This window comes from Sphingobium abikonense NBRC 16140 (genome assembly GCF_001598335.1).
In the GTDB taxonomy this organism is placed as follows: Bacteria; Pseudomonadota; Alphaproteobacteria; order Sphingomonadales; family Sphingomonadaceae; genus Sphingobium; species Sphingobium abikonense.
This window is the reverse complement of the sequence record NZ_BCYT01000012.1, coordinates 64,440-88,685: the sequence shown is the minus strand read 5'-3', so window position 1 is coordinate 88,685 and position 24,246 is coordinate 64,440. Positions and strand designations below refer to the sequence as shown.

Sequence of the window (24,246 nt, the reverse complement as noted above, 5' to 3'; positions counted from 1 at the left end):
CCGAGATGGCGGCGGCGTTCACCTGCGCGTCGCTCGGCATTGTGCCCACCGTCCGACACAGTGACTATATCGGCTCGTGGCTCGCGGTGCTGCGCGGTGACGAGAAGGCGATTTTCCGGGCTGCCAGTGCGGCGAGCATGGCGGCGGACTTCCTCCTTTCCGGTGGGGAGGCGCGGTCATGACCGAGCGGCTTCCACCCCATGCCTTCCGGCGCCGGGGCTTCCGTGCCCTGCGTCGGATGACCGAACGGCAGCGCGCGATCTTCTGGGCGATGCGGTTCGAGGAGATCGACTATCCGACGCTTGGCGAACGCCACGGCATCAGCGCGGAAGAGGTGGAGGCGGAATTTGCCGCAGCCCTCACCCTCTTCATGCGGATTATCGATACGCCGGAACCGTGGTGGCGGCGCTTCTGGCCTTGGTGATCGCCGGCATTCGAACACACCGCTTGCCGCCGGGTGGCTTGCCATCGGGCGGCAAGCCCGACAGGGTAGCTTCCGCCATGCGCAGCAATCTCGATCATCTTCCGCCTGCCAAGCAGCGCGAGCTGGAGCGCGTGGTGCAGATCGTCTTCGAGGAGTTCGACGACGCCTTCGCGCTCGCCAGCCACGAGTGGAAGAAGAAGGGCCGCATCCTCAAGGTCATCCTGTACGGCAGCTATGCGCGCGGCAACTGGATCGACGAGCCGCATACCGCCAAGGGCTACAAGTCCGACTATGAACTGCTGATCATCGTCAACGACAAGCGCCTGACCGACCGCATCAAATATTGGGCGAATGTCGATGACCGGCTGATGCGTGAGTTTGGTATCACCGGCAGCATCAAGACTCCGGTCAATTTCATCGTCCACAGCCTGCAGGAGGTGAACGACGGCCTCGCCCATGGCCGCTATTTCTTCATGGACGTCGCCCGAGATGGCATCGCGCTCTATCAGAGCGACGACAGCGAACTGCACCAGCCCAAGCCGAAGTCGCCACACGCGGCGCTCACCATGGCCAAGGAATATTTCGACGAGTGGTATCCGAGCGGCGGCGAGTTTTTCGACAATTTTCGTTTCAACCTCGCGCAGCAGCGATTTAACAACGCGGCGTTCCAGCTGCATCAAGCAACAGAACGATTATATCATACGGCCTTGCTCGTTGTGACGTTCTACACGCCGTACGTTCACAATCTCGCGTTCCTGCGCACGCAGGCCGAGAGGCTCGACCGGCGTCTGGCCTACGTCTGGCCGGGCGACAATCGCAAGCAGCGCGGCATGTTCGAGAAGCTGAAGGAAGCCTATGTGAAGGCGCGCTATTCGAAGCACTACCGGATCAGCGCTGACGAACTGACGTGGCTAGGCGAGCGGGTTGAGGAACTGGGCCGCGTCGTGCATGAGATTTGTTCGGAGCGCATTGCCCAGTTGGAGGCGACGGCGCGGCAGGCCGGATAAGCCGATGGATACCGATCCCGCCTCGCGGTTCGTCGTCATTTCCGGATGCTCGGGCGGAGGCAAATCAACGCTGATCGATGAATTGGCAAGGCGTGGACACGCTGTCGTGGAAGAGCCCGGGCGCCGCATCATTGCCGAAGAAATCGCACGCGGCGGCGCGGCACTCCCGTGGATCGACCTTGCGGCGTTCGCCCAGCGCGCCATCGAAGTGGCCCTACAGGATCGCGAAAACGCCGCGCGGCATCCCGGCTGGGTGTTCTTCGACCGTAGTCTGGTCGATGCCGCCGTAGCGCTGGACCATGTCAGCGTCGAACGGCATGCCGAGCCACTGTGCCACGCGCATCGCTATCACCACCGCGTTTTTCTGACCCCGCCTTGGCCGGAGATATTCGAGAACGACGCCGATCGCCGCCACGACATCGGCGCGGCGATCGAGGAATATGACCGTCTGCGCGACGCCTATCCGCGCTTCGGCTATGACGTCGTGCTTCTTCCGAAAATACCGGTCCCGGCTCGCGCCGATTTCGTCCTCGATTTCCTTAGCGCGCGTACCAGCTGAACAGCGCCGGCGTCTATTCGCGATCCTGCGCTTCGGCCTGCGCAAAAGCGCGCCGACCGCGTCGTCGCCACAGCGTCAGCATTTGCTCGCGATTCCCATCGCGCAGCCGCGATGCCGCCTCCGTCAACAGGCCCAGGATCACGGTGCGATCATCCTGTGTCAGCTCGACCAGGCCAGACTTCGCGACGAGCCCGCCCAGCTCAATCAGCTGCCGAGTACGCTCGCGCCGTTTCACCTGCCAGTCACGACGATCATGCCGAGCCTGCCTCGCCTGGAGTCGATTTCGCGCCTCGGTCACTCGCCGCAGTGCCGCCCGGCTCGCGGCCAGCGCGACGGCCAGCGCCGTGCCGTTCGCGCTGAAAGAAGGCGGCGCCCCGTTTGCGCCACGCCTCCCGCGTCGCTGCATCGGTGCCTGCTGCATCGAGCAACGCGCCGGCCAGTTCCTCTACGCCCAGCGTATCAGCGCCGGTCGCTATCACTAGCTCGCCAAGCTGGTTCTGTTTGCGTGTCTTCAGTTGCCGCGCCGTGCCGGCGAGCGCTTTCAGATCCGCATCATAGGCTCGGGGTTTGCGCATGGTTCTGCCCTTCCCTTGTGTCGGTCGGACAGACCAGATATCGTCACAGCCAATCCGCGCCAATAGACTGAAACTTCGTGAGATTTCCCGGTCCCGAGAGCGATGAAATCGTTCGAGGGCGCGCTTATACGTCGTGCCGACGTGCGCTTTTAGGCGTATCTGGTGTGTCGCCATGGCGATCTACCACTTCTCGGCCAAAGTCATTTCACGCGCGGCTGGGTCGAGCGCGGTGGCGGCTGCCGCCTATCGCTCGGCGTCGCGGCTGCACGATCAGCGGCTCGGCCGCGACCATGACTTTTCCAACAAGGCCGGCGTCGTACGCAGCGAAGTGCTGCTGCCTGAAAACGCGCCCGAGGCTTGGCGCGACCGCGAGCGGCTGTGGAATGACGTGGAGGCCGCCGAGCTGCGGAAAGATGCGCAGCTTGCCCGCGAAATCGAATTCGCGATCCCACGCGAGATGCAAAAGGCCGACGGCATCGAACTGCCGCGGTCGTTCATCCAGCGCGAATTCGTCGATCGCGGCATGGTTGCCGATCTCAATGTCCATTGGGATATCGGTGCCGATGGACTCGCAAAGCCCCATGCCCATGTAATGCTCGGACTTCGTTCGGTCGGCGAAGACGGGTTCGGCGCCAAGGTCCGCGACTGGAACCGCACCGAGCTTCTCACCCACTGGCGCGAAGCCTGGGCAGAGCACGTCAATCAGCGCCTTGCCGAACTCGATATCGACACACGCGTTGATCACCGCAGCCTGGAAGCGCAGGGCATCGATCTGGAGCCCCAGCACAAGATCGGACCCGCTGCGTCGCGCATGGTTACGCAGGGGCGCGACAGCGAACGGCTCAAAGAACACCACGTCATCGCGCGCACCAATGGCGACAAGATCCTCGCCGACCCCAGCATCGCGCTCGACGCGATAACCCACAGCCAGTCTACCTTCACCACTCGCGACGTTGCGATGTTCGTGCACCGGCATAGCGAAGGAAGGGACCAGTTCGACCAAGTAATGGCAGCGGTGCGGGCGTCGCCCGAGCTAGTAAAACTGGGCAAGGATGGACGCGGCGACGATCGCTTCACGTCGCGCGCGATGTTGGAGACCGAACAGCGGCTCGAACGCGCCACTGCAACGCTCGATGCGCGCCGTCACCATGCTGTTGCCGACCAGCATCTGGAACGGGCGATCGGCGCGGCCGAACAGCGCGGCCTGCGCCTTTCGCCCAAACAGCGCGACGCGCTGGTGCATGTGACCGCCGCGCGCGGCATCACCAGCGTCGTCGGCTATGCCGGCACGGGCAAAAGCGCGATGCTCGGCGTAGCGCGCGAAGCATGGGAAGCGGCGGGCTATTCTATCCACGGCGCGGCGCTGTCCGGGATCGCCGCCGAAAATTTGGAAAGCGGCTCGGGCATAGCCTCGCGCACCATCGCCAGCCTCGAACATCAATGGGGCCAAGGCCGCGAGCTGCTGACCGACAAATCCGTCCTTGTGATCGACGAGGCCGGGATGATCGGAACGCGGCAGATGGAACGGGTGATCCGCGAGGCGGAGAAGCGCGGTGCCAAAGTCGTACTGGTCGGCGATCCGCAACAGCTCTAGGCGATCGAAGCAGGTGCGGCGTTCCGCTCGATTGCCGAGCGGCATGGCGCAGTGGAAATCACCACTATCCGCCGCCAGTCCGAAGACTGGCAGCGCGACGCCACGCGACAGCTCGCGACCGGCCGCACCGGCGAAGCACTGGCCGCCTATACGGAGGCTGGGCATGTCCATGCCGCCGAGGCGCGCGAGGCCGCGCGCAATGCGCTGATCGACCGCTGGGACAAAGACCGGCAGGCCACACCACAGGCCAGCCGCATCATCCTCACCCATACCAATGATGAAGTGCGCGAACTGAACACCGCAGCGCGCGACCGGATGCGGGCAGCGCAGATGCTGGGCGGCGACATTGATCTCGTCGTCGAACGCGGACGCCGGTCGTTCGCGGCAGGCGACCGCGTCATGTTCCTCAAGAATGAGCGCAGCCTGGAGGTGAAGAACGGCACGCTCGGCACGATCGAACAGGTCAGCGGAATCGCGATGCGCGTGCGCACCGATGACGGGCGAAGCGTCACCTTCGACCTGAAGGATTATGCTCATGTCGATCATGGCTATGCCGCCACCATCCATAAGGCACAGGGCATGACCGTCGACCGAGTCCATGTACTGGCGACGCCGGGGCTTGATCGTCATGCTGCCTATGTCGCGCTGTCGCGCCATCGGGAACGCGTCGATCTGCATTATAGCCAGGATGATTTAAATAGCGCCGCGGATTCCGACATTTTCACCGCGGATCAAATGATCGGAAGCAATTTCTCCCGAATTTGGTGTATTTCCCAGTCATCATTCGTCGATGGGCACCGATGCATTCTGAATCGGGGTGCCGGACACGATGAACACCGAATAGCTCTGGATGCCGAGGTCCGCCTGCCACATTTGTTGCATGATGCGCCCGGGTCCGTCGAAACCGGGAACAATGATCTTCATCAGATAGTCGAACTTCCCGTTGACCATGTGAAACTCGGCAATTTCGGGAAAACGGAGCACCGCTTTCTCGAACCTTTGCGCTTCGGACCGCCGGTGGTTCTTCAGGATCACCTGCACATAGGCTGTCACGAAATTGCCGAGCTTCGCCAGGTCGAACCGCGCTTCATACCCCACGATGATCCCGGCCGCTTCCAGCTTCTTGATCCGCGCAAGGCACGGACTGGCGGACAGGCCTACCGCTTCGGCCAGTTCCACATTGCTGATCCGGCCATGCGTTTGCAGCCTGCGCAGAATTTTGATGTCGATCCGGTCGAGTTTCATGCTTGCTCTTCGCACCCCGCCCAACGTCATCACTGACTGATGTCGGCGATCATGCGCCATATGCACGGGTCTTTCTGCGGTTGGCGCAGGTCATGTGAATGAAAATTGCGGCTACCCGATCTCACCGGCATAATCTGCCGTTGAATTTGCCTTACGCTCAAAGCGGCCAGGTGTTGGCGCGGAGCGTGCTATGGATAGACTTGATCGGCTCGACTTCAAGATATTGTCCTATCTTCAGGAACATGGCCGCGTCACCAATGTCGGGCTGGCGAATGCGATCGGCCTGTCGGCCAGCCCATGTCTCAGTCGCCTCAAGAGACTTGAAGATGCCGGCTTTATCCGGTCCTACGGCGCGCGCGTCGCGCTGGAAAAGCTCGGCGACTATCTGATGGTCTTTACCGAGATCACGCTGGCCGATCACCGCGTCGCCGACTTCGACCGCTTCCTCACTCGCGCGCGCGAAGTGCGCGAAATCGTCGAATGTCATCATGTCAGCGGCGGCTACGACTATTTCCTCAAAGTTGTCGCGCGCAGCGTCAGCCACTATCAGCGCATCATCGAAAACCTGCTGGACAGCGACGCCGGGATAGAAAAATATTTCAGCTATATCGTGCTTGGCTCGCCAATCCTGCGCGACGGCTATCCGGTCGACCAATTGTTCGGTGCCGACACCTGACGATCGGGCGGTCGCAGGCTGGGCGCTACAGACTGAAACCGAACCCGATCACTGCCATGGTCGATTGCAATGTATCGCCTGATGCGCGCGCCAGCCGCCGCGTGCCCGACAGCAGCCGTTCGTGCGCAACACCGGCATAGATATTGATCTTCGGCGTCAGGCGATAGCGAAGGCGAAGCGCACCCTCACCTTCGCTCAAGCCCGATGCGACGCCCTGCCCTCTATCGCTAGTCGCCGACCATGCCGCCGCCACGCGGGGTTCCAGATACAGCCGGCCGGTGATCGGCAACTGATAGATTACCTGACCTTCGCCGGTCACCTGCCCGTCATCGGATAGAAAAACATATGTTTCCCAACTGAGGCGGGTGCCTACCGTCCCCTGCACCCCCACCGTGGCATGAAGATCGCGCGGGTGCGGCTTGAAATCCTTGCGCACGCCGACCAGCCAGGTCGTATTGCCCACCGTGTGCCCGTAGAAAAGACGCATCTGGACTTCGTCGAACTGCGGCTGAAGCGCTCCGCCGCCCTGCGTCATCAGCATGATCTGGTCGGTCGCGTTGCCGTAGGAAAAACTCCCGTCCAGCAAGAATACGTCGCCATCCGACCCCGAACGGGTTTCGATGAGGTCGAAGCCGCCTGACAGCGCCCATGCCCCTTCATCCTGGGCAGCCGCACGCGGAACGCCAAAGGCATGACAGAGCACCGCCATGGCGACGCTCGTCACAATCCGCCTCGGTCCGATCCTGTGTCGTGACATGGACGGACTTTAGGGATCGGCACACGGCGCTATCGTGCGAAGCGCCGCCAACTTTGTCATTTGCATGACGAAATATTGCTGGCGCGCGGCAGCTTATGCCGCGGGCCGTCCTAGAACCAGAAGCGCAGTCCCACCACTAGACTTGTCGCCGCCGGCTTCTCGCCCTCCAGACGAGCGTAGCGAGCCGTATCACCCAACTTGCGCTCCCAGTTCACACCGACATAGGGGGCGAACTCGCGCGCGAACTCGTAACGCAGCCGCAGTCCCAGTTCGACATCGGAAAGGCCCGACCCGATCCCCAGTTCAGGTACATCCTGCACAGCCAGATTCACTTCCATCGCCGGTTGCAGGATCAGCCTTTGCGTGATGCGCTGGTCATAGCTCGCCTCCAGCCGCGCATGGGCATCGCCCTTGTTCGACAGAAATAACTGTCCCTCCACCTCGAACCAGTAAGGCGCCAGCCCTTCGATCCCGATCGTCGCGTACGTCCGGTCGGGCTGGGGCCGGAAGTCCTGCCGAACGCCACCGACGACGTTCCACCACGGGTCGATCGCGCGGCTGTAGAGAAGTTGCACTTCAGCGCTTTCCAGCCGTCCGCCAACTTCGCCCTCGCCTTCCGACTTGATCGCGAGCCGATTGATGTCGCCCCCGATCCAGCCTTCGCCTTCCCAATGATAGCCGTCGCGACCGTCCTGCGCCCGATATTCCAGCCGGTCGATCATCAACTGGGAATAGGTCATGCCGCCATGCTCGTGCGTCAGAGCGGCGCGGGCGCGCGCCATGACCGCAGGGTCGTAGATCGCATCGGCGGCATGATCGGTGGGGGCGGGCGGCGGCGTGCCTTTCGGGACGGTGCTGTCCGCACCGCCCATGTCATGCCCGGCATGGGCACCAGCGGCCGGTGATGTCTCGCTCTGCGGCATCTCATGCGCGCCATGGTCCATCTGGCTATGGTCCATGGTCTGCGCCTTCGCCGGCAGCGCGACGGCTAGCAGGAATAGCCCAAGCGCGCGCCTCATGCCGCACCCCCTTCGTGCCGGACCGTTACCACCCGCATCATGCCCGCATGCATGTGCATCAGCATGTGGCAATGGAACGCCCAGTCGCCGATGGCGTCGGCGGTAAGGTCGAAGCTCACTTTTCCCCCCGGCAGGACGTTGACGGTATGCTTGCGCGGATTGGCGGCAGCATCCTCCCCGGTCACGAGCTGGAAGAAATGGCCGTGAATATGGATGGGGTGCGGCATCATCGTGTCGTTGATGAGCGTCACGCGCACCCGCTCCGTGTGGCGAAAGGCGATGGGTTCGGCGCGGTCGGACAGCTTCACCCCGTCGAACGACCACATATAGCGCTCCATGTTCGCGGTCAGGTGAATGTCGAGCGAACGGGTCGGCGAGCGGGTATCGCTGTTGGGTTCCAGCGCCTTGAGATCCGCATAGGTGAGGACGCGGTGATCGACATCTTCCAGGCCCGTGGGTCGGTCGGCGGTCCTGTCAGCCGGCATGGACGACAGGGTGGCGACCCCCGGTCCCATCGGTACGTCGGGCGCGACCGACGGATCGAGCATCTTCATCGAATGGCCCGCCATGCTGTCGTTGGCGGGTTGGCTGAGGTCGATTACGCCGTTCTGCCCCATGTCTATGCCGCTCATATCCATGCCCATGTCCTTCATGGTCAGCAGCGGCCTCTGGCGCAGGGGCGGGATCGGCGCGATCATCCCGACCTGCGGCGCCAACGTGGCGCGGACAAGCCCGGACCGGTCGATCGCCTCGGCGACCAGGGCGTAGGGCTTCGCCTCGATGGGCCGGACGATCACGTCATAGGTTTCCGCGATCCCGATCTGGAATTCGTCGGTTTCGACCGGCTGCACATGCTGGCCGTCACATTGCACCACGCTCATGGGCAGGTCGGGCAGCCGCACGTTGAAATTGGTCATGGCGGACGCATTGACGATGCGCAGCCGCACCCGCTCGCCCGGCGCGAACAGACCGGTCCAGTTTTCCGGCGTGCCATGGCCGTTCACCAGATAGCTGTAGGTCGACCCGGTGACGTCTGAAATGTCGGTGGGGTCCATCCGCATCTTGCCCCAGTCCATCCGGTCCTTGAGGCTCTGGTCCCTGCCCTGCAGCAGCCCGGCCAGCGTCTGCTTCTGCATATTGTAATAGCCGCCCATCTGCTTCAGCCGCTGCATCAGCTTGTGCGGATGGACCGGCGACCAGTCGGACAGGACGATCACATGCTCCCGGTCCGACTGCACGGGGTCAGGACCGGCCGGGTCGATCACGATCGGACCATAATGGCCCATCGCCTCCTGCATCCCCGAATGACTGTGATACCAGTAGGTCCCCGACTGACGGATCGGAAAGTCATATGTGAACGTCTCGCCGGGGCGGATGCCCGGAAAACTGATGCCGGGCACCCCGTCCATCTGGAACGGCACGATCAACCCGTGCCAGTGGATCGACGTGTCCTCCTTCAGCCGGTTGGTCACGGCCAACTGAACATTTTGCCCCTCCCTCAACCGAATGAGCGGCGCGGGCAGGGTGCCGTTGATGGTGACGGCGTGGGCGGAACGCCCTCCGGTCGCGAAATGGCTTGTGCCGACGGTCAATTCGATCCTGTCCCCCGACAGCATGTCGGGCGCCGGGCGGAGGCCGGCGGAACCGCTCTGCGCCCAGGCGGGAAAAGCGCGGACCATGGAAAGGGCGGCCGCACCCCGGATGAGGGTGCGTCGGTCTAAGGCAAGGCTGGTCATGCCTCTCTATACGCGGTCGTCGTCGCCACCCCTCAACATTTCGGTCAATTTCGCCCTCGCGCGATATAGCCGGGTTTCGACGGCCTTCTCACTGATTCCCAGAAGAATGGCGGTGTCAGCCTGGCTCATGGCCTCGATGGTGCGGAGCAACAGCACCTCCTTGAGATTGAAGGGCAGCGCCGCGATGGCGGCATTGATCCTAGTGACGCCCTCGGCCGACGCCAGTGCGTCTTCGGGCGATGCCGTCAGGTCAGCAACATGCACCGCGTCGTCGATCGGTTTTGCCAGCGTGAAGAAGCGCCGAACGGCGCGCCGTCTTGCCCAGTCCCGGCATTTGTTGAGCGTGATCCGCGCCATCCACGCCCGGAACGGACGCGATCCGTCATACCGGCCGATCGCGGCAAAGGCGGCGACGAAAGCGTCCTGCGTGATGTCGAGCGCTTCGTCCGCATCGCCCACATGCCCACGCGCAAGACGCCAGACGGCATCGCGATGCCGCGCCATCAACATGGCATAGGCCGCCTGCTCGCCTGCCTGCGCGCGCGCGGCAAGCGCCCGGTCGTCGGCGTCGGCCAGCGTCACCGGGCGGGCTGTGTCAGCGCCTTGACGATGGCGGCGTCGAATTGCGCCGCCTGATCGGGCCGCAGGACGCCGCGCATCGCGAAGATGTGCTGGAGCGTCTCCTTCTGCAAACGCCCCATCACATGATGCGTCCGGTCGACGGCGGCCGCGACCTGCGGTCCATAGCCATGTTCGGTTTCGATCGCCCTCGCCATCCGCTGATTGTCGGCGCGCATTTCCGCCTCCAGCGCCGCGCGCCGCGCGGCAAAGCCTTGCTCAAGCTGGTGGATGCGCGCCTCCTGCGCCGGATCGAGATCCAGCTTTTCGTGCAGCAGGGCATGGACCTGGCTTTCGACGCGGGGCGGCGGCGCCAGCCATGTGCGCGCCAACAGCACGGCGGCCAGGGCAGCGGCAAAGGCCACCACCGCGACGAGCACATAGCGGCCGAACGTCATTGGCCGAGCAGGCTCGATGGCGCGTAATCCGACATGCCGATGGGAAGCGATGCCGCCTGCGCGGGCGCGCCGGGGACAAGGCTGCCTGCCCAGCCGATCCCGACCGCCAGCAGTCCCGCCAGCATCAGGCTACGCCGCGCCGTCATGCGGTCGCGATGGCGCGCAAGCCCTTCCATGACCGCGGCGTCCATCTGCGCAAGGCGCCCGTCTGACGGCTCCGACCGAACCGCGTCGAGCCAATGATCCAGATCGGCCATCATCCTGTCTCCACTCATGCCTGGCATACGCGCGTCCGGGCGCCATCCCTCGTCGGGCACGCCAAGAAAATATGCACAGGAGCCGAGGGGTAGCGCAAGCGGGCGCGTAAACCGGCTGAACACCCCCGATGGAGACTTCCATGACCCGGACCTATCTTTCTCTCGCTGCCGCCATCGCCATTGCCCTGCCGGGCGTGGCCGCTGCCCACAGCAAGCTGGTTTCGTCGAACCCAGCCGCCAACGCAACCGTATCCAAGCCTTCCAAGCTGACGCTGACCTTTTCCGAAACCTTCCTTGCTCCGATGAGCGGCGCCGACCTCACCATGACCGCGATGCCGGGCATGGCCGATCATCCGCCGATGCCCATCAAGGGCTTCAAGACCAGCGTAGAAGGCAAGACGATGGTTCTGACCCTTCCGCGTCCACTGCCTGCCGGCACCTATGATCTTAAATGGCATATCGTCGGCGCCGACCAGCACAAGATGGAAGGCGGCTACAGCTTCACGGTCAAGTAACCGGATCGTGACCGAGGGGGCATTTGTCGCGGCGCGCTTCGCGTTGATGATCGACCTGGCCCTGCTCATGGGCCTGCCGCTGTTCTGGTGGGTCATGGGCATGGCGGGACGCCCGCGCCACGTCGCCGCGCTGGCGCTCGGCGGCCTTGCCTTGTCGGCCTTCTGGCTGCTGGCGAGTACCGCGACGATGACGGGGGCGCCCATCCTGCCCCCCGACTGGTCCACCCTGCATATCGTGCTGACGATGACGCCCATCGGCACGGTGCTCGCCGTCCGGGGCGGCGCGCTTCTCCTTGTGCTGGCATTTGTCTTAGCGGGCCGTGTGCGCCTGTCGCTGCTCCCCGCGGCGGTGGCGGCGGCGACGCTTGCCTGGACCGGCCATGCCGGCGCGACAGAGAATATGGCCGGCCAGGTTCATCGGGCCGCCGATATTGTTCACATATGGGCGGCGTCCGCGTGGATCGGCGCGCTCGTCGTTCTCCTTCAATCCCTGCTGACCCATCATCCCACCACGGCGAACATGCGGCATATGGCAAGGATGCTGTCGTGCTTTGCCGTGATGGGCAGCCTGATCGTTGTCTCGCTGGTGCTGAGCGGCGCTGTCAACGCCGTCATGATTGTGGGATGGGATCAACTGTCAGCGATGCTGCAGGCCCGCTACGGCCTGCTCCTGACCATGAAGCTGGTGCTGTTCGGCCTCATGCTGCTACTTGCTGCGGCCAATCGCTGGTGGCTGACCCCGCGCCTGGAAGGCGGGAACGATCAGCAGGCCATCGGCTGGCTTCGCCTGTCGCTGGCGCTCGAAACCAGCACAGCCGTGGCGATCGTCGCGTTGGTGGCATGGCTCGGCACGCTAGACCCGCTGGCGTAAGTTTCGGCGCGCCTGGCCAGAAAGTGCCGGCTAGCGGCGCCCGCCCTTTTCAGGCCGCGACATAAAAAGACGTTGAAGGGCACGCTTGTCTGGCGCCGCCAGACTTATATCCTTCTGATCATGGCAAACGCGCTGGCGCAGTCTCCGGAAGGCGGAGCAGCATCGGCAGCACGAACAGGGCGACCAGCGCGATCATAGCGCCTGGGGCCAGCGTCCACCCCGTGCGCGCGATCAGCAGATGCGCGATCCAGGGCGTCAGCCCTCCGAATATCGCGGTCGCGGTCGTCGCGCCCAGCGCAAGGCCGGTCAGCCGCCCTTCGCCGGGGAACTGTTCGGCCGTCGTCACTGCGCCGACCGCGCTCACCTCTCCGCCCAAAGCGGCGAGCAGCACCGCCCCCAGCAGCGCCCCGCCCCCGGCCTGCGCCATCAGGAAAAACATCGGCACGGGCAGCACGGCCCCGGCCAGCCCCAGCGCGAGCAGAACCGGCCGGCGACCGACGCGGTCAGCCAGAGCGCCGACGAAGGGAGTAACCAGGATCACCACCAGCGCCGCAGCCGTCGATAGCCAGAGCGCCGCCCCCTCCCGCATCGCGCCCGTGCCAGTCAAGAAGCTCGGCACATAAGTGATCCCGACATAATAGGTGATCGACCCCAGCGCCGATATGGCAAAGCCGCGCATGATCGCCATCCGCTGATGGGTCAGGCTGTCCCGCAGCGGATTGCCCGGCACTTTCCGTTCGCGCTGCTGTCGCAGAAAGTCGGGCGATTCCTCGATCGTGGAACGCGCAAGCACGATCACCCCCGCCATCGCCGCCCCGACAAAGAAGGGAATGCGCCAGCCCCACGCCATCAGCGCAACATCGTCCAGCAGCGCGACCGTCGCCGCCGCAATGCCCGCCGCCAGCAGCGCCCCAATCTCGCTGGCGGCCGATGCCAGAGAGGTCACGAAACCGCGCCGTTCGGCCTGCGCCCCTTCCAGCAGATAGGCGACGACCCCGGTATACTCGCCCCCGACCGAAAAGGCCATCAGGCAGCGCAGCGCCAGCAGCATCCATCCGGCCGCCGAACCAATCTGCGCGTAGGTGGGCAGCAGTGCGGTCGCCAGCATCGCTGCGGTCATCATGCTCATGGAGAGCAGCATCGTCAGCCGCCTGCCGTAGCGATCCCCGATATGGCCAAAGACGATCGCACCCAACGGCCGCATCGCATAGGCAAGGGCAAAGCCGGCCAATGCTTCCCCCAGGCCGCTCGCCCCGCCGCCATAGAAGATGCGGGACAGCAGCGTTGCGATATAGAGATAAAGGGTGAAATCATACCATTCGACGATGGTCGACAGGATCGCCACGGCCAGAGATCGGTTGGACATGCCACTGGCCTGCATCGGCGCCTCATCGTTTTTTCGGTTCGCCCTCCTTGTGCGGACAAAGTCCCGCCAAGGCAAATAAGGGCGTCAGCGCGTGAGGCGCGGCAGGAAGATGGCGGGATCGACATCCAGTTGCGGGATAGCTGCGGGGACGGCCGCAAAACCGCTCACGCCGGTCGGAGGCCGGGAATCGAAACTGACCATGGCGCTGCCCGGATCGGCGATGACGAGTTCGTCGAGCTGGATCGCGGGGTTCAGCCGGGCCTGCGTCACCTCCACCGGCGTTCCGATGCGCGTCAAGGCAAACAGCTGCCGCGCAAAGGCATAAGGCAGGCGAATACAGCCATGGCTTGCGGGATAGCCGGGATTATGCCCGGCGTGCAGCGCGATGCCATCCCAAGTGAGCCGCTGCATGAAGGGCATGGGCGCATTGCTGTAAAGATTGGAGCGATGCCACGGCCGCTTTTGCAAAATGGGATAGTCGCCGGTCGGCGTCCGATGCCCCTTCATGCCTGTCGAGACGCTGGCGGCGCCGATCAACCGATCCCCACGATAGACATGGACGCGCTGCTTTTCGATGCTGATGATCATGTAGAGCGGTCCATCGCCGCCATCTTCCAGCCAGCGATAGCCGCCCGGTGAAAGCGCCAGATTCTGTGTCAGATGTTGGCTCAAATCCTGGGCAGGCGCATGGGCGGGCACGCCGATGAGCAACATAAACAGGAGGGGAAGCAGCCGATGCGCGCGCATAAGCTTTTATTAACCATGTGACGCCGCATTGCCACCCCGTCAGATCAGGCGATTGCAACCGTCCCGGCAAGGCACAGCTTGGGCTCAGAGAAGCAGGCGTTGCGCCACCGGGGCGAAGCTGCGGCGATGGAGCGGCGTCGGCCCATGTTCACGCAGCGCGGCAAGATGGCGCGCGCTGCCATAGCCCTTGTTGCTCTCCCACCCATAATGCGGATGATCGGCGGCCGCCGCGATCATCATGCGGTCCCGCTCCTCCTTCGCCAGGATGGAGGCTGCCGCGATCGACAGGCATTTGGCGTCGCCCTCCACCACCGCCGTCGATGCCCAGCGCCATTGGGGGCAGCGATTGCCATCGACCAGCACATGCGCGCAATCCGCGTTCAGCGCCTCGACCGCGCGCGTCATGGCCAACATCGTCGCCCACAGGATATTGAGGTCGTCTATCTCCGCGACGCTCGCGACACCGATGCCCCAGCACAGCGCGCGCGCCTTCACCTGCGTCTCCAGTTCCGCCCGTCTTTTGGCGGTCAGCTGCTTGGAATCATTCAGCCCCTCTGGGCAATCGTCCGCACGCAGGATAACGGCGGCAGCGACGACCGGGCCGGCCAATGGTCCCCGGCCCGCCTCGTCCACACCGGCGACCAGGCCAGGATGATGCAGGAGTTCACGCGAAAAATCAGGCATGGGCGTGAAACCCAATGGGTGCGCCCATCGGGCCATGGCCGCTGCCATAACCAGGCGCGAGCGCCAAAGCCTCGCGCACATATTTGCGCGCGCGCTCGATAGCGTCGACCAGGCTCATACCCTGGCCCAGCCCCGTCGCGATCGCGCTCGCCAGCGTGCAGCCGGTTCCGTGCGTGTGCATCGTTTCGATTTTCCGGTTGCTCCAGGCCTTGAGCACCCGGTCCGGCGCCAGCAGACGGTCCGTGAGCGTCGGCCCTTCGCCATGACCGCCCTTGGCGAGAACATGGGCGCCAAAGCGCGCGGCGATCTCTTCCCCACCTAGCGCCGCCAATTCAGGAATATTGGGCGTGATGAGCGTCGCCAGAGCCATCAGCCTCTCGAACGCGGCGATCGTGGCGTCATCCGCCAGCAAGGACCCGCTGGTCGCCACCATCACCGGATCGAACACGATCGGCACGTCCCGCAGCGCTTCCAGCCGGTCCGCGACCGCAAGCGCCGTCTGCGCCGATCCGATCATGCCGATCTTCACCGCATCGACGCCAATGTCGCTGATGCAGCTTTCCATCTGCGCTAGTACCATGTCGGTCGGCACTGGATGCACGGCCTGCACGCCCAGCGTGTTCTGCGCGGTTATAGCGGTGATCGCCGTCATGCCAAATCCGCCCAGCAGGGTCACGGTCTTGAGGTCGGCCTGGATTCCGGCGCCACCGCCGCTGTCCGACCCGGCGATGATGAGGATACGGGCGGGTTTCATGACCTGTGGCGGCGCTCCTGCGCGGCAGGGTAATCCGCCAGCGCCTTGCCGGTGCGCGTCGGGCGATCCATCAATTCACCACCGCAATTGGGGCATCGGTCATCCAGCGCCTCCGCGCAGGCCGCGCAATATGTGCATTCGAACGAGCAGATGAACGCACCCGGCGCATCGGCCGGCAAATCCACGCCGCACCGTTCGCAGTCGGGCCGCATCTCAAGCATCAGGCAGCTGCCTTTTCCACCGCGGCGCAGATGCGATCGACGACATCGCGCACCTGGTCCTCGCTATCCCCCTCCGCCATCACGCGAATGACAGGCTCTGTGCCGGACGGGCGGATGACCAGACGCCCGACGCCCGCCAGTTCGGCTTCCGCCTGCTCGATGACGTGCTGCACATCGTCATGCTCCAGCGGCTTGCCACCGGCGAAGCGGACATTTTTGAGCAATTGCGGCACGGGATCGAATTTATGGAGCGTCTCGCTCGCGGGCTTGCCCGATCGCACCAGTGCGGCCAGTACCTGAAGCGCCGCGACCGTGCCGTCGCCCGTCGTCGCATAGTCGGACAGGATCATATGCCCTGACTGTTCGCCCCCGACATTGAAGCCGCCCTCACGCATGCGCTCCAGCACATAGCGATCGCCGACCTTGGTACGCTCCAGCGCGATGCCCTTGTCCGCCAGAAACCGCTCAAGGCCGAGGTTCGACATGACCGTCGCGACCAGCCCGCCGCCGCACAACGTGCCCGCTGCGGCGAAATTGGCGGCGATCAGCGCCATGATCTGGTCGCCATCCACCAGCCGCCCCTTTTCATCCACGACGATCAACCGGTCCGCGTCACCGTCCAGCGCGATCCCGATGTCCGCGCCCGAGGACACGACGGTTTCCTGCAACAGCATCGGCGACGTCGAACCGCAGCTGTCATTGATGTTGGTGCCATTGGGCGAGACGCCGATCGCGACAACGGTCGCGCCCAATTCCCAAAAGGCCGACGGCGCGACCTGATAGGCGGCGCCATTGGCGCAATCGACCACGATCTTGAGTCCGTCGAGCCGCAGGTCGGCGGGAAAGCTGGACTTGACCGCGTGAATATAGCGCCCGCGCGCATCCTCCACGCGGCGGGCGCGGCCAATATCCTTGGACGCCGCCAGTTCGATCGTCTGATCCAGCAGCGCCTCGATTTTCAGTTCATCCTCGTCCGACAGCTTGTACCCATCCGGCCCGAACAGCTTGATGCCATTGTCGAAAAAGGGGTTGTGGCTGGCCGATATCATGACCCCCAGATCGGCGCGCATCGAATGGGCAAGCAAGGCGACAGCGGGCGTCGGGATCGGGCCGAACTGCACCACGTCCATGCCGACCGCCGTGAAACCCGCCACCAACGCATTTTCCACCATATAGCCCGACAGGCGCGTATCCTTGCCGATCACCACGCGGTGGCGATGGCTGCCGCGCTGGAAATGGGTGCCTGCCGCCATGCCGACCTTCATCGCCAGGTCCGGGGTCATCGGCCATTGGTTGGTCCGTCCGCGTATGCCGTCGGTGCCAAAATATTGCCTGCTCACTTGTCCCTCGTCGCTTGGGGCCGCACGCGCGGAGTCCATCCTTACCCGCCCATAGCAATCTTTGATCGACATTCCACCCGCCCGGCGGCATCCGGACGCGATGGAAAATTTCAATGCCTTCGTCGACGGCCTGTCGGGTGCCGTGTTTTTCAAGGTGCCATTGCTGGGCACGCAGATCGAACTCATCGTGCTCTATCTGGCGCTGCCGATGCTGTTCTTCACCCTCTGGCTCGGCTTTCCCAACATCAGACAGGTCGGCCGCGCGGTTCGTATCCTGCGGACCCAGCCACAGGAGGGCGAGGCGAAGGGCGATGTCAGCCAGTGGGGCGCACTATCCACCGCCCTGTCGGGCACGATCGGCCTTGGCAATATTGCCGGGGTCGCGGTCGCGCTGACCATGGGCGGGCCTGGCGCGATCCTGTGGATGTTCATCATCGGCTGGTTCGCCATGACGGTGAAGATGGCGGAGGTCACGCTGGGCCTCAAATATCGCGTGTTCGACGATCGCGGCCATGTGCATGGCGGGCCGATGTATGTTCTGAAAGCCGTTGGCGCCGCGCGCGGGTGGCCCAGGGTCGGGCTGGCGTTGGGCGGCTCCTATGCCTTTTTCGCGCTGTTCGGCGCTATCCCGATGGTGCAGGTGAACCAGAGCTTCGCGCAGGTTCAGGTCGTCACCGGCATGACCAATGGCTGGGCCTATGGCGTCTTCATCGCCGGAGCGGTTGCCCTGGTGACGCTGGGCGGCGCGGCCTGGCTGGGCGAAGTGTCCAAGCGCCTTACCCCGCTCAAGGTTGCTGTCTATCTAGGCGGCGTCTTTGCGATATTGATCCTGCATGTCGCGGATATCCCCGCCGCGCTGACGCTGATCTGGAACGGGGCATGGTCGGGCGACGCAGCGACCGGCGGCGCGGTCGGCGCATTCGTCGCGGGGATGCGCCGCGCTGTTTTCGCCAGCGAGGCGGGCGTAGGGTCTGCGGTGATGGCGCACAGCCTCGCGCGGACCCAGCATCCGGTGTCCGAAGGGCTGGTGGCGCTGCTGGAACCGCTGCTGGGCACGATGATCGTCTGCGCGCTGGGCGGCCTCGCCCTTGTCGCGGCCGGTACCTGGAACAGCGGACTGGAGGGCATCGCCATCACCTCCGCAGCGTTCGCGCAGGTGTCGCCCTGGTTCCCGTGGCTGCTGGCGGTGGTCGTGTTCCTCTTCGCCTATTCCACGCTCGTCGCCTGGGGCTTTTACGGTTTGCAGGCCTGGGGCTATCTGTTCGGCAACGGGCCGAAAGCGCAATGGACCTACAAGGTTCTCTACATCGTCGCCCTGCCACCCGCCGCTGCCATCGACCTGGGCCGCGTGGTCGGCATTGTCGACAGCAGCTTCTTCCTGATGGCGATCCCCAATGTCATCGCGCTCTACCTCTGCGCCGACGAATTACGGCGCGATGTCAAAGACTATCTGGCGCACCAGCAAGACGGAGCGACATGAAAAACCCCGCCTCTTTCGAGGCGGGGTTCACCTTCAAATCGGTAGCGCGGCTCAGACCTTGTCGCCGAACGCACCCTTGACCGATCCCGACACGTCCTGCGCCGTGCCCTTGGCCTGCTGCGCCTTGCCTTCGGCTTCCAGACGTTCATTGTCGGTCGCCTTGCCGATCGCTTCCTTGGTCGCGCCGGCGGCCTTGTTCGCCACGGCCTTCGCCTTATCGGTCAGTTCGCCCATGTGACTTCTCCTTTGCTGAATTCCCCATGAAAACGGACGAACATGAACAAAGGTTGCAGTCGATCCGGATGCGCAACGAAGGCTATTCTTCGATCTGGATAATCAGGCAATCTTCCATGACGCATGAAAAAAGGGGCTGGAAAACCAGCCCCTTCCCGAATTCTTCTGTTCTGGAAACTTAGCGCTTCGAGAACTGGAAGCTGCGGCGTGCCTTGGCCCGGCCGTACTTCTTACGCTCGACGACGCGGCTGTCGCGGGTCAGGAAGCCTTCGGCCTTGACCGCGCTGCGCAGCGCCGGCTCATATTTGCTGAGCGCCTGGGCGATGCCATGCTTGACCGCGCCGGCCTGACCCGACAGGCCACCGCCCTTGACGGTGCAGACGACGTCATACTGGCCAACGCGATCGGTCACGCCGAAGGGCTGGTTGATGACGAGGCGCAGGGTCGGACGGGCGAAGTAGATTTCCTGGTCGCGGCCATTGACCGTGATCTTGCCGGTGCCGGGCTTCACCCACACGCGGGCGACGGCATCCTTGCGGCGGCCGGTCGCATAGGCGCGGCCCAGTGCGTCGATTTCCTGCTGGCGCAGCGGAGCCGAGGGCGCAACCGGCGCAGCGGCAGGCGCTTCGCCTTCGGCGGCGGCGGCCGGCGCGGCGGTGGCGGGCGCGTTGGCGGTCAGCGACGCGAGGTCGGACAGGGACTGACGGTTATCGGACATTATGCACCCACCTTGTTCTTGCGGTTGCGCGATGCGAAATCGAGCACTTCGGGGTTCTGGGCTTCGTGATTATGCTCGGCGCCGGCGAAGATGCGCAGGTTGCGCATCTGCTGGCGGCCCAGCGGACCACGGGGGATCATGCGCTCGACGGCCTTTTCCAGGACGCGCTCGGGGAAACGGCCTTCCAGGATCTTGGCGGGCGTGGTTTCCTTTATGCCGCCGGCATAGCCGGTGTGCTTGTAATAGACCTTGTCGGTCATCTTGCGGCCGGTGAACTTCACCTTGCCCGCGTTGATGATGATGACATTGTCGCCGCAATCGACATGCGGGGTAAAGGACGGCTTGTGCTTGCCGCGCAGGATATTCGCCACGGTCGAAGCGAGGCGGCCGACGACGAGACCTTCCGCGTCGATCAGGATCCACTTCTTTTCGACCGTTGCCGGGGTCGCCGGCTTGGTGGTCTTCATCAGCGCCTTCATGGTGCCAATCTCCAAACAAGAAAAATGAAACCGGACATCGAAGCCGACATCCGGAAGTGGGGCGCTAATGACGAGTCTCGACACGCAAGTCAAGCAAATGCGCGGCTTTGCTGACGGGTAAAATGATACCCGTTGCTAAATGGCGCTGAGGCCCGCGTCCGCCAGGCCGCGCCACAGATGCAGCGCCTGAACGCTTTCCTTGACGTCATGCACCCGCACCATCTGCGCCCCCAGTTGCGCCGCGCGAAAAGCGAGCGCGACCGATCCGCCCAGCCGATCAGCGGCGGGCGCTTCGTTGGACAGCGCGCCAATGAGCCGCTTGCGGCTGCCAGCGAACAGCAGCGGCACGCCCAGCCCCTGGAATGTCGCAAGGCCGTTCACCAGCGCCAGATTTTCAGACAGGCTCTTGCCAAAGCCCAGCCCGGGATCGACCATGATCCGATCCCTCGCGATCCCGGCATTCAGGCAGGCTGTAATCCGCGCCTCCAGATGGTCAAAGACGTCGGCGACGACATCGCCATAGCCGGCCGGATTATGATGCGGGTCATCGCCGGTCGATGGCGCGTGCATCAGGATGACGGGGCAACCGGCGCGCGCCACCACCTCCAGGCTGCGCGGATCGTGCGCCAGCGCGCTCACATCGTTGACGATGCCCGCGCCGGCGCCGAGCGCCGCTTCCATCACCGCAGCCTTGCGCGTGTCGATCGACACCGGCACGCCGGAGGCGGCCAGCCGTTCGATGACGGGCACGACCCGCTTGATTTCATCGCCCTCCCATATCTTTGTCGCCTTGGGCCGCGTCGATTCCCCACCCACGTCGATCAGCGCCGCGCCCGCCGCCGCCATGGCAAAGCCCGCGTCGGCCGTCGCCTGGGGGTCGCCCATATGCGTGCCGCCGTCGGAAAAACTGTCCGGCGTGATGTTGAGGATTGCCATCACCTGCGGCGCGTCGAACCGGATCGTGCGATCGCGCAGGACCATCGGCGGACGCAGCGCGGAGATGTTGGCGGCCAGCCGCTGCGCGCGCTGGGCCAGCGGGTCGGGCAGCGATGCCACCGCAGCCTCGAAATCCGCCACGGGAATGGTTGTCCGCGCGATCCGCTGCGCGCCGCTGAACGCGGTCAGCTCATAGCCCTGAAACCAGATCAGCCCATTGCCCATCCGCGCCGCCGTGCCATCATCCAGTCCGATCGGCGTCGGCACGAACCATGAAGGCTTGAGATAGAGACGCGCGTCGGCGGGGATGGTGGGCAGCATAGCCATATAAACTCCGTTCGGGCTGAGCTTGTCGAAGCCCCGTTCTTTCCTTGAAGAAAAGTGAAGCCCTTCGACAAGTTCAGGGCGAACGGATGTGCGCGAATTACGGCTCGTTCGCCAGCAGATAAGTCTGGCGCAGGGCATCGATCGGCTTCAAGCCGCCCTCCGCCTCATAATGCCAGAAGGTCCAGCCATTGCAGCTCGGCGCGCCTTGCAGCGTCGCCCCCATCTTATGGATGGAGCCGCTGTCGGTCCCGACCGCCAGCGAACCGTCGGCCCGCACCTGCGCCTGCCAGCGACGCTTGGTGTCGGTAAGGATCGCGCCGGGCTTCAGATATCCGGTTTCCACCAGCGTGCCGAACGCGACCTTGGGCTGGCTACGCGCGCTTTGCATGATGGTGAGCGCGGATTCATCAAGCGGCAGCGCATCGGCGATCCGCTCCAGCGCGACCTCGATATAGTCCTCCTCGCGCTCGATGCCGATCCAGCGTCGACCAAGCCGCTTGGCCACCGCGCCGGTGGTGCCGGTGCCGAAAAAGGGGTCGAGCACCACATCACCCGGCTTGGTGCAGGACAGCAGCACGCGATAGAGCAGCGACTCCGGCTTTTGCGTCGGATGCGCCTTCGTCCCGTTACGCTTCAACCGCTCCTGCCCGCCACAGATCGGCAGCACCCAGTCGGACCGCATCTGCAATTCATCGTTCAGCGTCTTCATCGCCTTGTAGTTGAACGTATATTTCGCATCCTCGCCTTGGCTGGCCCAGATCAGCGTTTCATGCGCGTTCGTAAAGCGCGTGCCCTTGAAATTGGGCATGGGGTTGGCCTTGCGCCAGATGATGTCGTTGAGGATCCAGAAACCTTCATCCTGGAGCGCAGAGCCGACGCGGAAGATGTTGTGATAGCTGCCGATCACCCAGATGGTGCCATTGGGTTTCAGGATGCGCCGCGCCTCGCGCAGCCACGCCTTGGTGAAGCGATCATAGGACCCCAGCGTGTCGAACTTGTCCCAGTCATTGTCGACCGCATCGACCCGGCTGCCTTCGGGCCGGAACAGGTCGCCGCCCAGTTGCAGATTATAGGGCGGGTCGGCGAAAATCATGTCGATGCATTTGTCGGGCAGCGCCGCCATCTGCGCGATGCAGTCCCCACGCAGCAGGGTATCGACCGGAATCGGCGGCGCCTCCGCTATGACCGCGGCGACTGCCTTTTTTCGTCGCGGCGCCGCGACCCGTTCCATGACACCCATGCTGCTTGCCCCCTATATTCCTTGAGGATCATGCGATGAGTCCTGCGGAGTCCGGCGTCAAGATCAGTAGCTTAGGGCACGCCCTTCGCCTATTCGTTAATGATGGGGAGAACGAAGCGGGGACCCACAAGATATTGAGTCGTTCACCCCTCGCCGGACTCCATATCGGGCGGTGTGACTCAAAAGACTCACCCCAAAAGGGCGGGCAAATTTTTTTGGTTAACGCCACAGGAAGGCGTCCCATCGCACGCGCACTTGCCCATTCCATAACCATTTGATTATGAAAGAAGCATGACGAAGACGAACCGGGAAGACCGTGGCGCGACCATCGACGCGCAGTTCAAGGCACTGTCGGACGGCACCCGCCGCGCCCTGCTGGAACATCTGGTGCGTGAAGGGGAACAGAGCGTTCATGCTCTAACCGCCGTGTCGGGCGTATCGCAGCCGATGGTGTCGCGCCACATGGCCAAGCTGAAGCGCGCGGAACTCGTGACCGTCCGTCGGGCGGGCCGCGAAACTTTCTATGCCGCGCGGGCCAAGGGCCTGGCCCCCGTGGTGCAGTGGATGGCGGTCTATGGGGCCTTGTGGTCGCAGCGTTTTACCGCGCTGGAGGGGATCGAGGCTTGATCCTCCCCCCGGTAATCGGCGGAAGGGGCATGCTTTACCATACCCCTCCCCAGCGTGGTCAGATCATCGCCATGCCGCCATTCACATGCAGCGTCTGGCCCGTGACATAGCCCGCTTCCTTGCTGGCGAGATAGACGACCGCCGCGCCGATATCATCGCCACCGCCCAGATCGCCGGCCGGAATCTTGACCAGGATCGCGCCCTTTTGCGCGTCGTTCAGCGCATCGGTCATGGCCGACCGGATGAAGCCGGGCGCGACACAATTGACGGTGATGCCACGGCTCGCCAGTTCCTGCCCCAGCGACTTGGACATGCCGATGATGCCTGCCTTGGACGCGCAATAATTGGCCTGGCCGGGATTGCCGGTGACGCCCACGACCGATGTGACGGAAATGATGCGGCCAAAGCGCGCCTTCATCATCGGCTTGGCGGCCGCGCGGCACAGGCGGAAGGCTGCTTCCAGATTGACCTGGATCACCTGGCTCCATTCCTCGTCCTTCATCCGCAGGATCAGATTGTCGCGCGTGATGCCGGCATTGTTGACCAGAATGTCGATCTTGCCGCCCAGCGCCTCGACTGCTTGGGGCACGAGCGCATCGACCGACGCCGGGTCGGACAGATTGCAGACGACCGTCTTGTGGTCGCCACCCAGTTCCGCGGCGAAGGCCTTGAGCTTGCCTTCATTGCTGCCGGACAGCGCCAGCGTCGCGCCCTGCGCCGCCAGCGCCTTGGCGATCGACGATCCAATGCCGCCCGAAGCGCCCGTCACCAGCGCGGTCATGCCTGTCAGGTCGAACATATCAGTCAACTCCATGATATTTTATTGGGGCAAAAGCGCAGAG

30 protein-coding genes and 1 pseudogene are annotated in these 24,246 nt (G+C 64.0%); 10 read left to right on the top strand and 21 right to left on the bottom strand.

Going from position 1 to position 24,246, the window contains the following annotated elements; translation table 11 throughout:
* The 4 genes from SAB01S_RS13320 to SAB01S_RS13305 form a co-directional block, all read left to right on the top strand.
* Nucleotides 1-182: zincin-like metallopeptidase domain-containing protein (locus SAB01S_RS13320; protein ID WP_083951348.1), on the top strand; the 182-nt coding region annotated here is incomplete at its 5' end.
* Entirely contained in the window at nucleotides 179-424 is a 246-nt protein-coding gene (locus SAB01S_RS18725; RefSeq protein WP_174525655.1) for an iron dicitrate transport regulator FecR, read from the top strand. The genes SAB01S_RS13320 and SAB01S_RS18725, both read left to right, overlap by 4 nt.
* Nucleotides 425-501: 77 nt before the next feature.
* A complete protein-coding gene (locus SAB01S_RS13310; protein WP_062733560.1) occupies nucleotides 502-1,431 on the top strand; it encodes a nucleotidyltransferase and HEPN domain-containing protein in 930 nt (309 codons plus the stop codon).
* Nucleotides 1,432-1,435: 4 nt separating this feature from the next.
* Nucleotides 1,436-1,990 (top strand): AAA family ATPase, encoded by a 555-nt coding sequence (locus SAB01S_RS13305; protein ID WP_062733558.1) that lies wholly within the window; start codon nucleotides 1,436-1,438, stop codon nucleotides 1,988-1,990.
* Nucleotides 1,991-2,003: 13 nt separating this feature from the next.
* Here SAB01S_RS13305 and SAB01S_RS13300 read toward each other — a convergent pair whose 3' ends face one another.
* Nucleotides 2,004-2,225, bottom strand: coding sequence for a conjugal transfer protein TraD (locus SAB01S_RS13300; protein ID WP_062733557.1), 222 nt, complete (start codon nucleotides 2,223-2,225; stop codon nucleotides 2,004-2,006).
* A 16-nt stretch (nucleotides 2,226-2,241) separates the two neighbouring features.
* The gene (locus SAB01S_RS13295; RefSeq protein WP_062733555.1) at nucleotides 2,242-2,565 is read right to left on the bottom strand and encodes a conjugal transfer protein TraD; all 324 of its coding nucleotides are present in this window, start codon (nucleotides 2,563-2,565) and stop codon (nucleotides 2,242-2,244) included.
* A 172-nt stretch (nucleotides 2,566-2,737) separates the two neighbouring features.
* On the opposite strand from SAB01S_RS13295, the pseudogene traA reads away from it, so the two are divergent.
* Nucleotides 2,738-4,852 (top strand): annotated as a pseudogene (gene traA, locus SAB01S_RS13290) (Ti-type conjugative transfer relaxase TraA); the annotation flags it as partial.
* An 87-nt stretch (nucleotides 4,853-4,939) separates the two neighbouring features.
* On the opposite strand, the gene SAB01S_RS19030 reads toward traA, so the two are convergent.
* Nucleotides 4,940-5,404, bottom strand: a complete 465-nt coding sequence (locus tag SAB01S_RS19030) for an Lrp/AsnC family transcriptional regulator (RefSeq protein ID WP_369405244.1) — start codon at nucleotides 5,402-5,404, stop codon at nucleotides 4,940-4,942.
* Between the two features lie 190 nt (nucleotides 5,405-5,594).
* On the opposite strand from SAB01S_RS19030, the gene SAB01S_RS13285 reads away from it, so the two are divergent.
* Complete coding sequence (locus SAB01S_RS13285) at nucleotides 5,595-6,080, top strand: Lrp/AsnC family transcriptional regulator (RefSeq protein WP_062733554.1); 486 nt, start codon at nucleotides 5,595-5,597, stop codon at nucleotides 6,078-6,080.
* A 25-nt stretch (nucleotides 6,081-6,105) separates the two neighbouring features.
* Here the strand turns inward: SAB01S_RS13285 and SAB01S_RS13280 are convergent, their stop codons facing one another.
* The 6 genes from SAB01S_RS13280 to SAB01S_RS13255 all read right to left on the bottom strand — a co-directional run bounded on the left by SAB01S_RS13280 (nucleotide 6,106) and on the right by SAB01S_RS13255 (nucleotide 10,868).
* A complete protein-coding gene (locus tag SAB01S_RS13280) occupies nucleotides 6,106-6,804 on the bottom strand; it encodes a copper resistance protein B (RefSeq protein WP_169802573.1) in 699 nt (232 codons plus the stop codon).
* A gap of 143 nt (nucleotides 6,805-6,947) precedes the next feature.
* The gene (locus SAB01S_RS13275; protein ID WP_062733551.1) at nucleotides 6,948-7,856 is read right to left on the bottom strand and encodes a copper resistance protein B; all 909 of its coding nucleotides are present in this window, start codon (nucleotides 7,854-7,856) and stop codon (nucleotides 6,948-6,950) included.
* Complete coding sequence (locus SAB01S_RS13270; protein ID WP_062733549.1) at nucleotides 7,853-9,592, bottom strand: copper resistance system multicopper oxidase; 1,740 nt, start codon at nucleotides 9,590-9,592, stop codon at nucleotides 7,853-7,855. Before SAB01S_RS13270 ends, SAB01S_RS13275 begins: the two co-directional genes overlap by 4 nt.
* 6 nt (nucleotides 9,593-9,598) lie before the next feature.
* Nucleotides 9,599-10,174: an RNA polymerase sigma factor gene (locus tag SAB01S_RS13265; RefSeq protein WP_062733547.1), complete on the bottom strand. Its 576-nt coding sequence runs from the start codon at nucleotides 10,172-10,174 to the stop codon at nucleotides 9,599-9,601.
* On the bottom strand, nucleotides 10,171-10,608 hold the full coding sequence (locus SAB01S_RS13260; protein ID WP_062733546.1) for a periplasmic heavy metal sensor: 438 nt from the start codon (nucleotides 10,606-10,608) through the stop codon (nucleotides 10,171-10,173). Before SAB01S_RS13260 ends, SAB01S_RS13265 begins: the two co-directional genes overlap by 4 nt.
* Nucleotides 10,605-10,868: a hypothetical protein gene (locus tag SAB01S_RS13255; RefSeq protein WP_245646487.1), complete on the bottom strand. Its 264-nt coding sequence runs from the start codon at nucleotides 10,866-10,868 to the stop codon at nucleotides 10,605-10,607. The genes SAB01S_RS13260 and SAB01S_RS13255 overlap by 4 nt, the downstream gene beginning before the upstream one ends.
* 137 nt (nucleotides 10,869-11,005) lie before the next feature.
* Here SAB01S_RS13255 and copC point away from each other — a divergent pair, with 137 nt between their 5' ends.
* Complete coding sequence (copC, locus tag SAB01S_RS13250; RefSeq protein WP_062733544.1) at nucleotides 11,006-11,380, top strand: copper homeostasis periplasmic binding protein CopC; 375 nt, start codon at nucleotides 11,006-11,008, stop codon at nucleotides 11,378-11,380.
* Nucleotides 11,381-11,387: 7 nt separating this feature from the next.
* Entirely contained in the window at nucleotides 11,388-12,251 is an 864-nt protein-coding gene (gene copD, locus SAB01S_RS13245; protein ID WP_245646486.1) for a copper homeostasis membrane protein CopD, read from the top strand.
* Nucleotides 12,252-12,369: 118 nt separating this feature from the next.
* On the opposite strand, the gene SAB01S_RS13240 is transcribed toward copD, so the two are convergent.
* The 6 genes from SAB01S_RS13240 to glmM all read right to left on the bottom strand — a co-directional run bounded on the left by SAB01S_RS13240 (nucleotide 12,370) and on the right by glmM (nucleotide 17,363).
* The gene (locus SAB01S_RS13240; RefSeq protein WP_174525654.1) at nucleotides 12,370-13,617 is read right to left on the bottom strand and encodes an MFS transporter; all 1,248 of its coding nucleotides are present in this window, start codon (nucleotides 13,615-13,617) and stop codon (nucleotides 12,370-12,372) included.
* A gap of 84 nt (nucleotides 13,618-13,701) precedes the next feature.
* Nucleotides 13,702-14,364: a L,D-transpeptidase family protein gene (locus tag SAB01S_RS13235; RefSeq protein ID WP_062733541.1), complete on the bottom strand. Its 663-nt coding sequence runs from the start codon at nucleotides 14,362-14,364 to the stop codon at nucleotides 13,702-13,704.
* An 84-nt stretch (nucleotides 14,365-14,448) separates the two neighbouring features.
* Nucleotides 14,449-15,048, bottom strand: coding sequence for a ribonuclease HII (gene rnhB, locus SAB01S_RS13230; protein WP_062733539.1), 600 nt, complete (start codon nucleotides 15,046-15,048; stop codon nucleotides 14,449-14,451).
* Nucleotides 15,041-15,802, bottom strand: a complete 762-nt coding sequence (gene thiD / locus SAB01S_RS13225; protein ID WP_062733536.1) for a bifunctional hydroxymethylpyrimidine kinase/phosphomethylpyrimidine kinase — start codon at nucleotides 15,800-15,802, stop codon at nucleotides 15,041-15,043. Before thiD ends, rnhB begins: the two co-directional genes overlap by 8 nt.
* Nucleotides 15,799-16,023: a DUF1272 domain-containing protein gene (locus SAB01S_RS13220; protein ID WP_062733535.1), complete on the bottom strand. Its 225-nt coding sequence runs from the start codon at nucleotides 16,021-16,023 to the stop codon at nucleotides 15,799-15,801. The genes thiD and SAB01S_RS13220 overlap by 4 nt, the downstream gene beginning before the upstream one ends.
* Nucleotides 16,023-17,363 carry a phosphoglucosamine mutase gene (gene glmM, locus SAB01S_RS13215; RefSeq protein ID WP_062733584.1) on the bottom strand — a complete coding sequence of 447 codons (1,341 nt, stop codon included), beginning with the start codon at nucleotides 17,361-17,363 and terminating at the stop codon, nucleotides 16,023-16,025. The genes SAB01S_RS13220 and glmM overlap by 1 nt, the downstream gene beginning before the upstream one ends.
* A gap of 100 nt (nucleotides 17,364-17,463) precedes the next feature.
* Between glmM and SAB01S_RS13210 the strand changes: the two genes are divergently transcribed.
* Nucleotides 17,464-18,843, top strand: a complete 1,380-nt coding sequence (locus tag SAB01S_RS13210; RefSeq protein WP_062733533.1) for an alanine/glycine:cation symporter family protein — start codon at nucleotides 17,464-17,466, stop codon at nucleotides 18,841-18,843.
* A 51-nt stretch (nucleotides 18,844-18,894) separates the two neighbouring features.
* On the opposite strand, the gene SAB01S_RS13205 is transcribed toward SAB01S_RS13210, so the two are convergent.
* The 5 genes from SAB01S_RS13205 to SAB01S_RS13185 form a co-directional block, all read right to left on the bottom strand.
* Nucleotides 18,895-19,077, bottom strand: a complete 183-nt coding sequence (locus SAB01S_RS13205) for a CsbD family protein (protein ID WP_062733531.1) — start codon at nucleotides 19,075-19,077, stop codon at nucleotides 18,895-18,897.
* Between the two features lie 178 nt (nucleotides 19,078-19,255).
* Entirely contained in the window at nucleotides 19,256-19,795 is a 540-nt protein-coding gene (gene rpsI / locus SAB01S_RS13200) for a 30S ribosomal protein S9 (protein WP_062733529.1), read from the bottom strand.
* Nucleotides 19,795-20,274, bottom strand: a complete 480-nt coding sequence (rplM, locus tag SAB01S_RS13195) for a 50S ribosomal protein L13 (RefSeq protein WP_009821313.1) — start codon at nucleotides 20,272-20,274, stop codon at nucleotides 19,795-19,797. Before rplM ends, rpsI begins: the two co-directional genes overlap by 1 nt.
* A gap of 135 nt (nucleotides 20,275-20,409) precedes the next feature.
* Entirely contained in the window at nucleotides 20,410-21,531 is a 1,122-nt protein-coding gene (gene folP / locus SAB01S_RS13190; RefSeq protein ID WP_062733527.1) for a dihydropteroate synthase, read from the bottom strand.
* Nucleotides 21,532-21,634: 103 nt separating this feature from the next.
* Complete coding sequence (locus SAB01S_RS13185) at nucleotides 21,635-22,777, bottom strand: site-specific DNA-methyltransferase (RefSeq protein WP_062733526.1); 1,143 nt, start codon at nucleotides 22,775-22,777, stop codon at nucleotides 21,635-21,637.
* A 291-nt stretch (nucleotides 22,778-23,068) separates the two neighbouring features.
* On the opposite strand from SAB01S_RS13185, the gene SAB01S_RS13180 reads away from it, so the two are divergent.
* Complete coding sequence (locus tag SAB01S_RS13180; RefSeq protein WP_021225558.1) at nucleotides 23,069-23,404, top strand: ArsR/SmtB family transcription factor; 336 nt, start codon at nucleotides 23,069-23,071, stop codon at nucleotides 23,402-23,404.
* 58 nt (nucleotides 23,405-23,462) lie between these two features.
* Here SAB01S_RS13180 and fabG read toward each other — a convergent pair whose 3' ends face one another.
* A complete protein-coding gene (fabG, locus tag SAB01S_RS13175; protein ID WP_062733524.1) occupies nucleotides 23,463-24,203 on the bottom strand; it encodes a 3-oxoacyl-[acyl-carrier-protein] reductase in 741 nt (246 codons plus the stop codon).
* Nucleotides 24,204-24,246 lie beyond the last annotated feature (43 nt).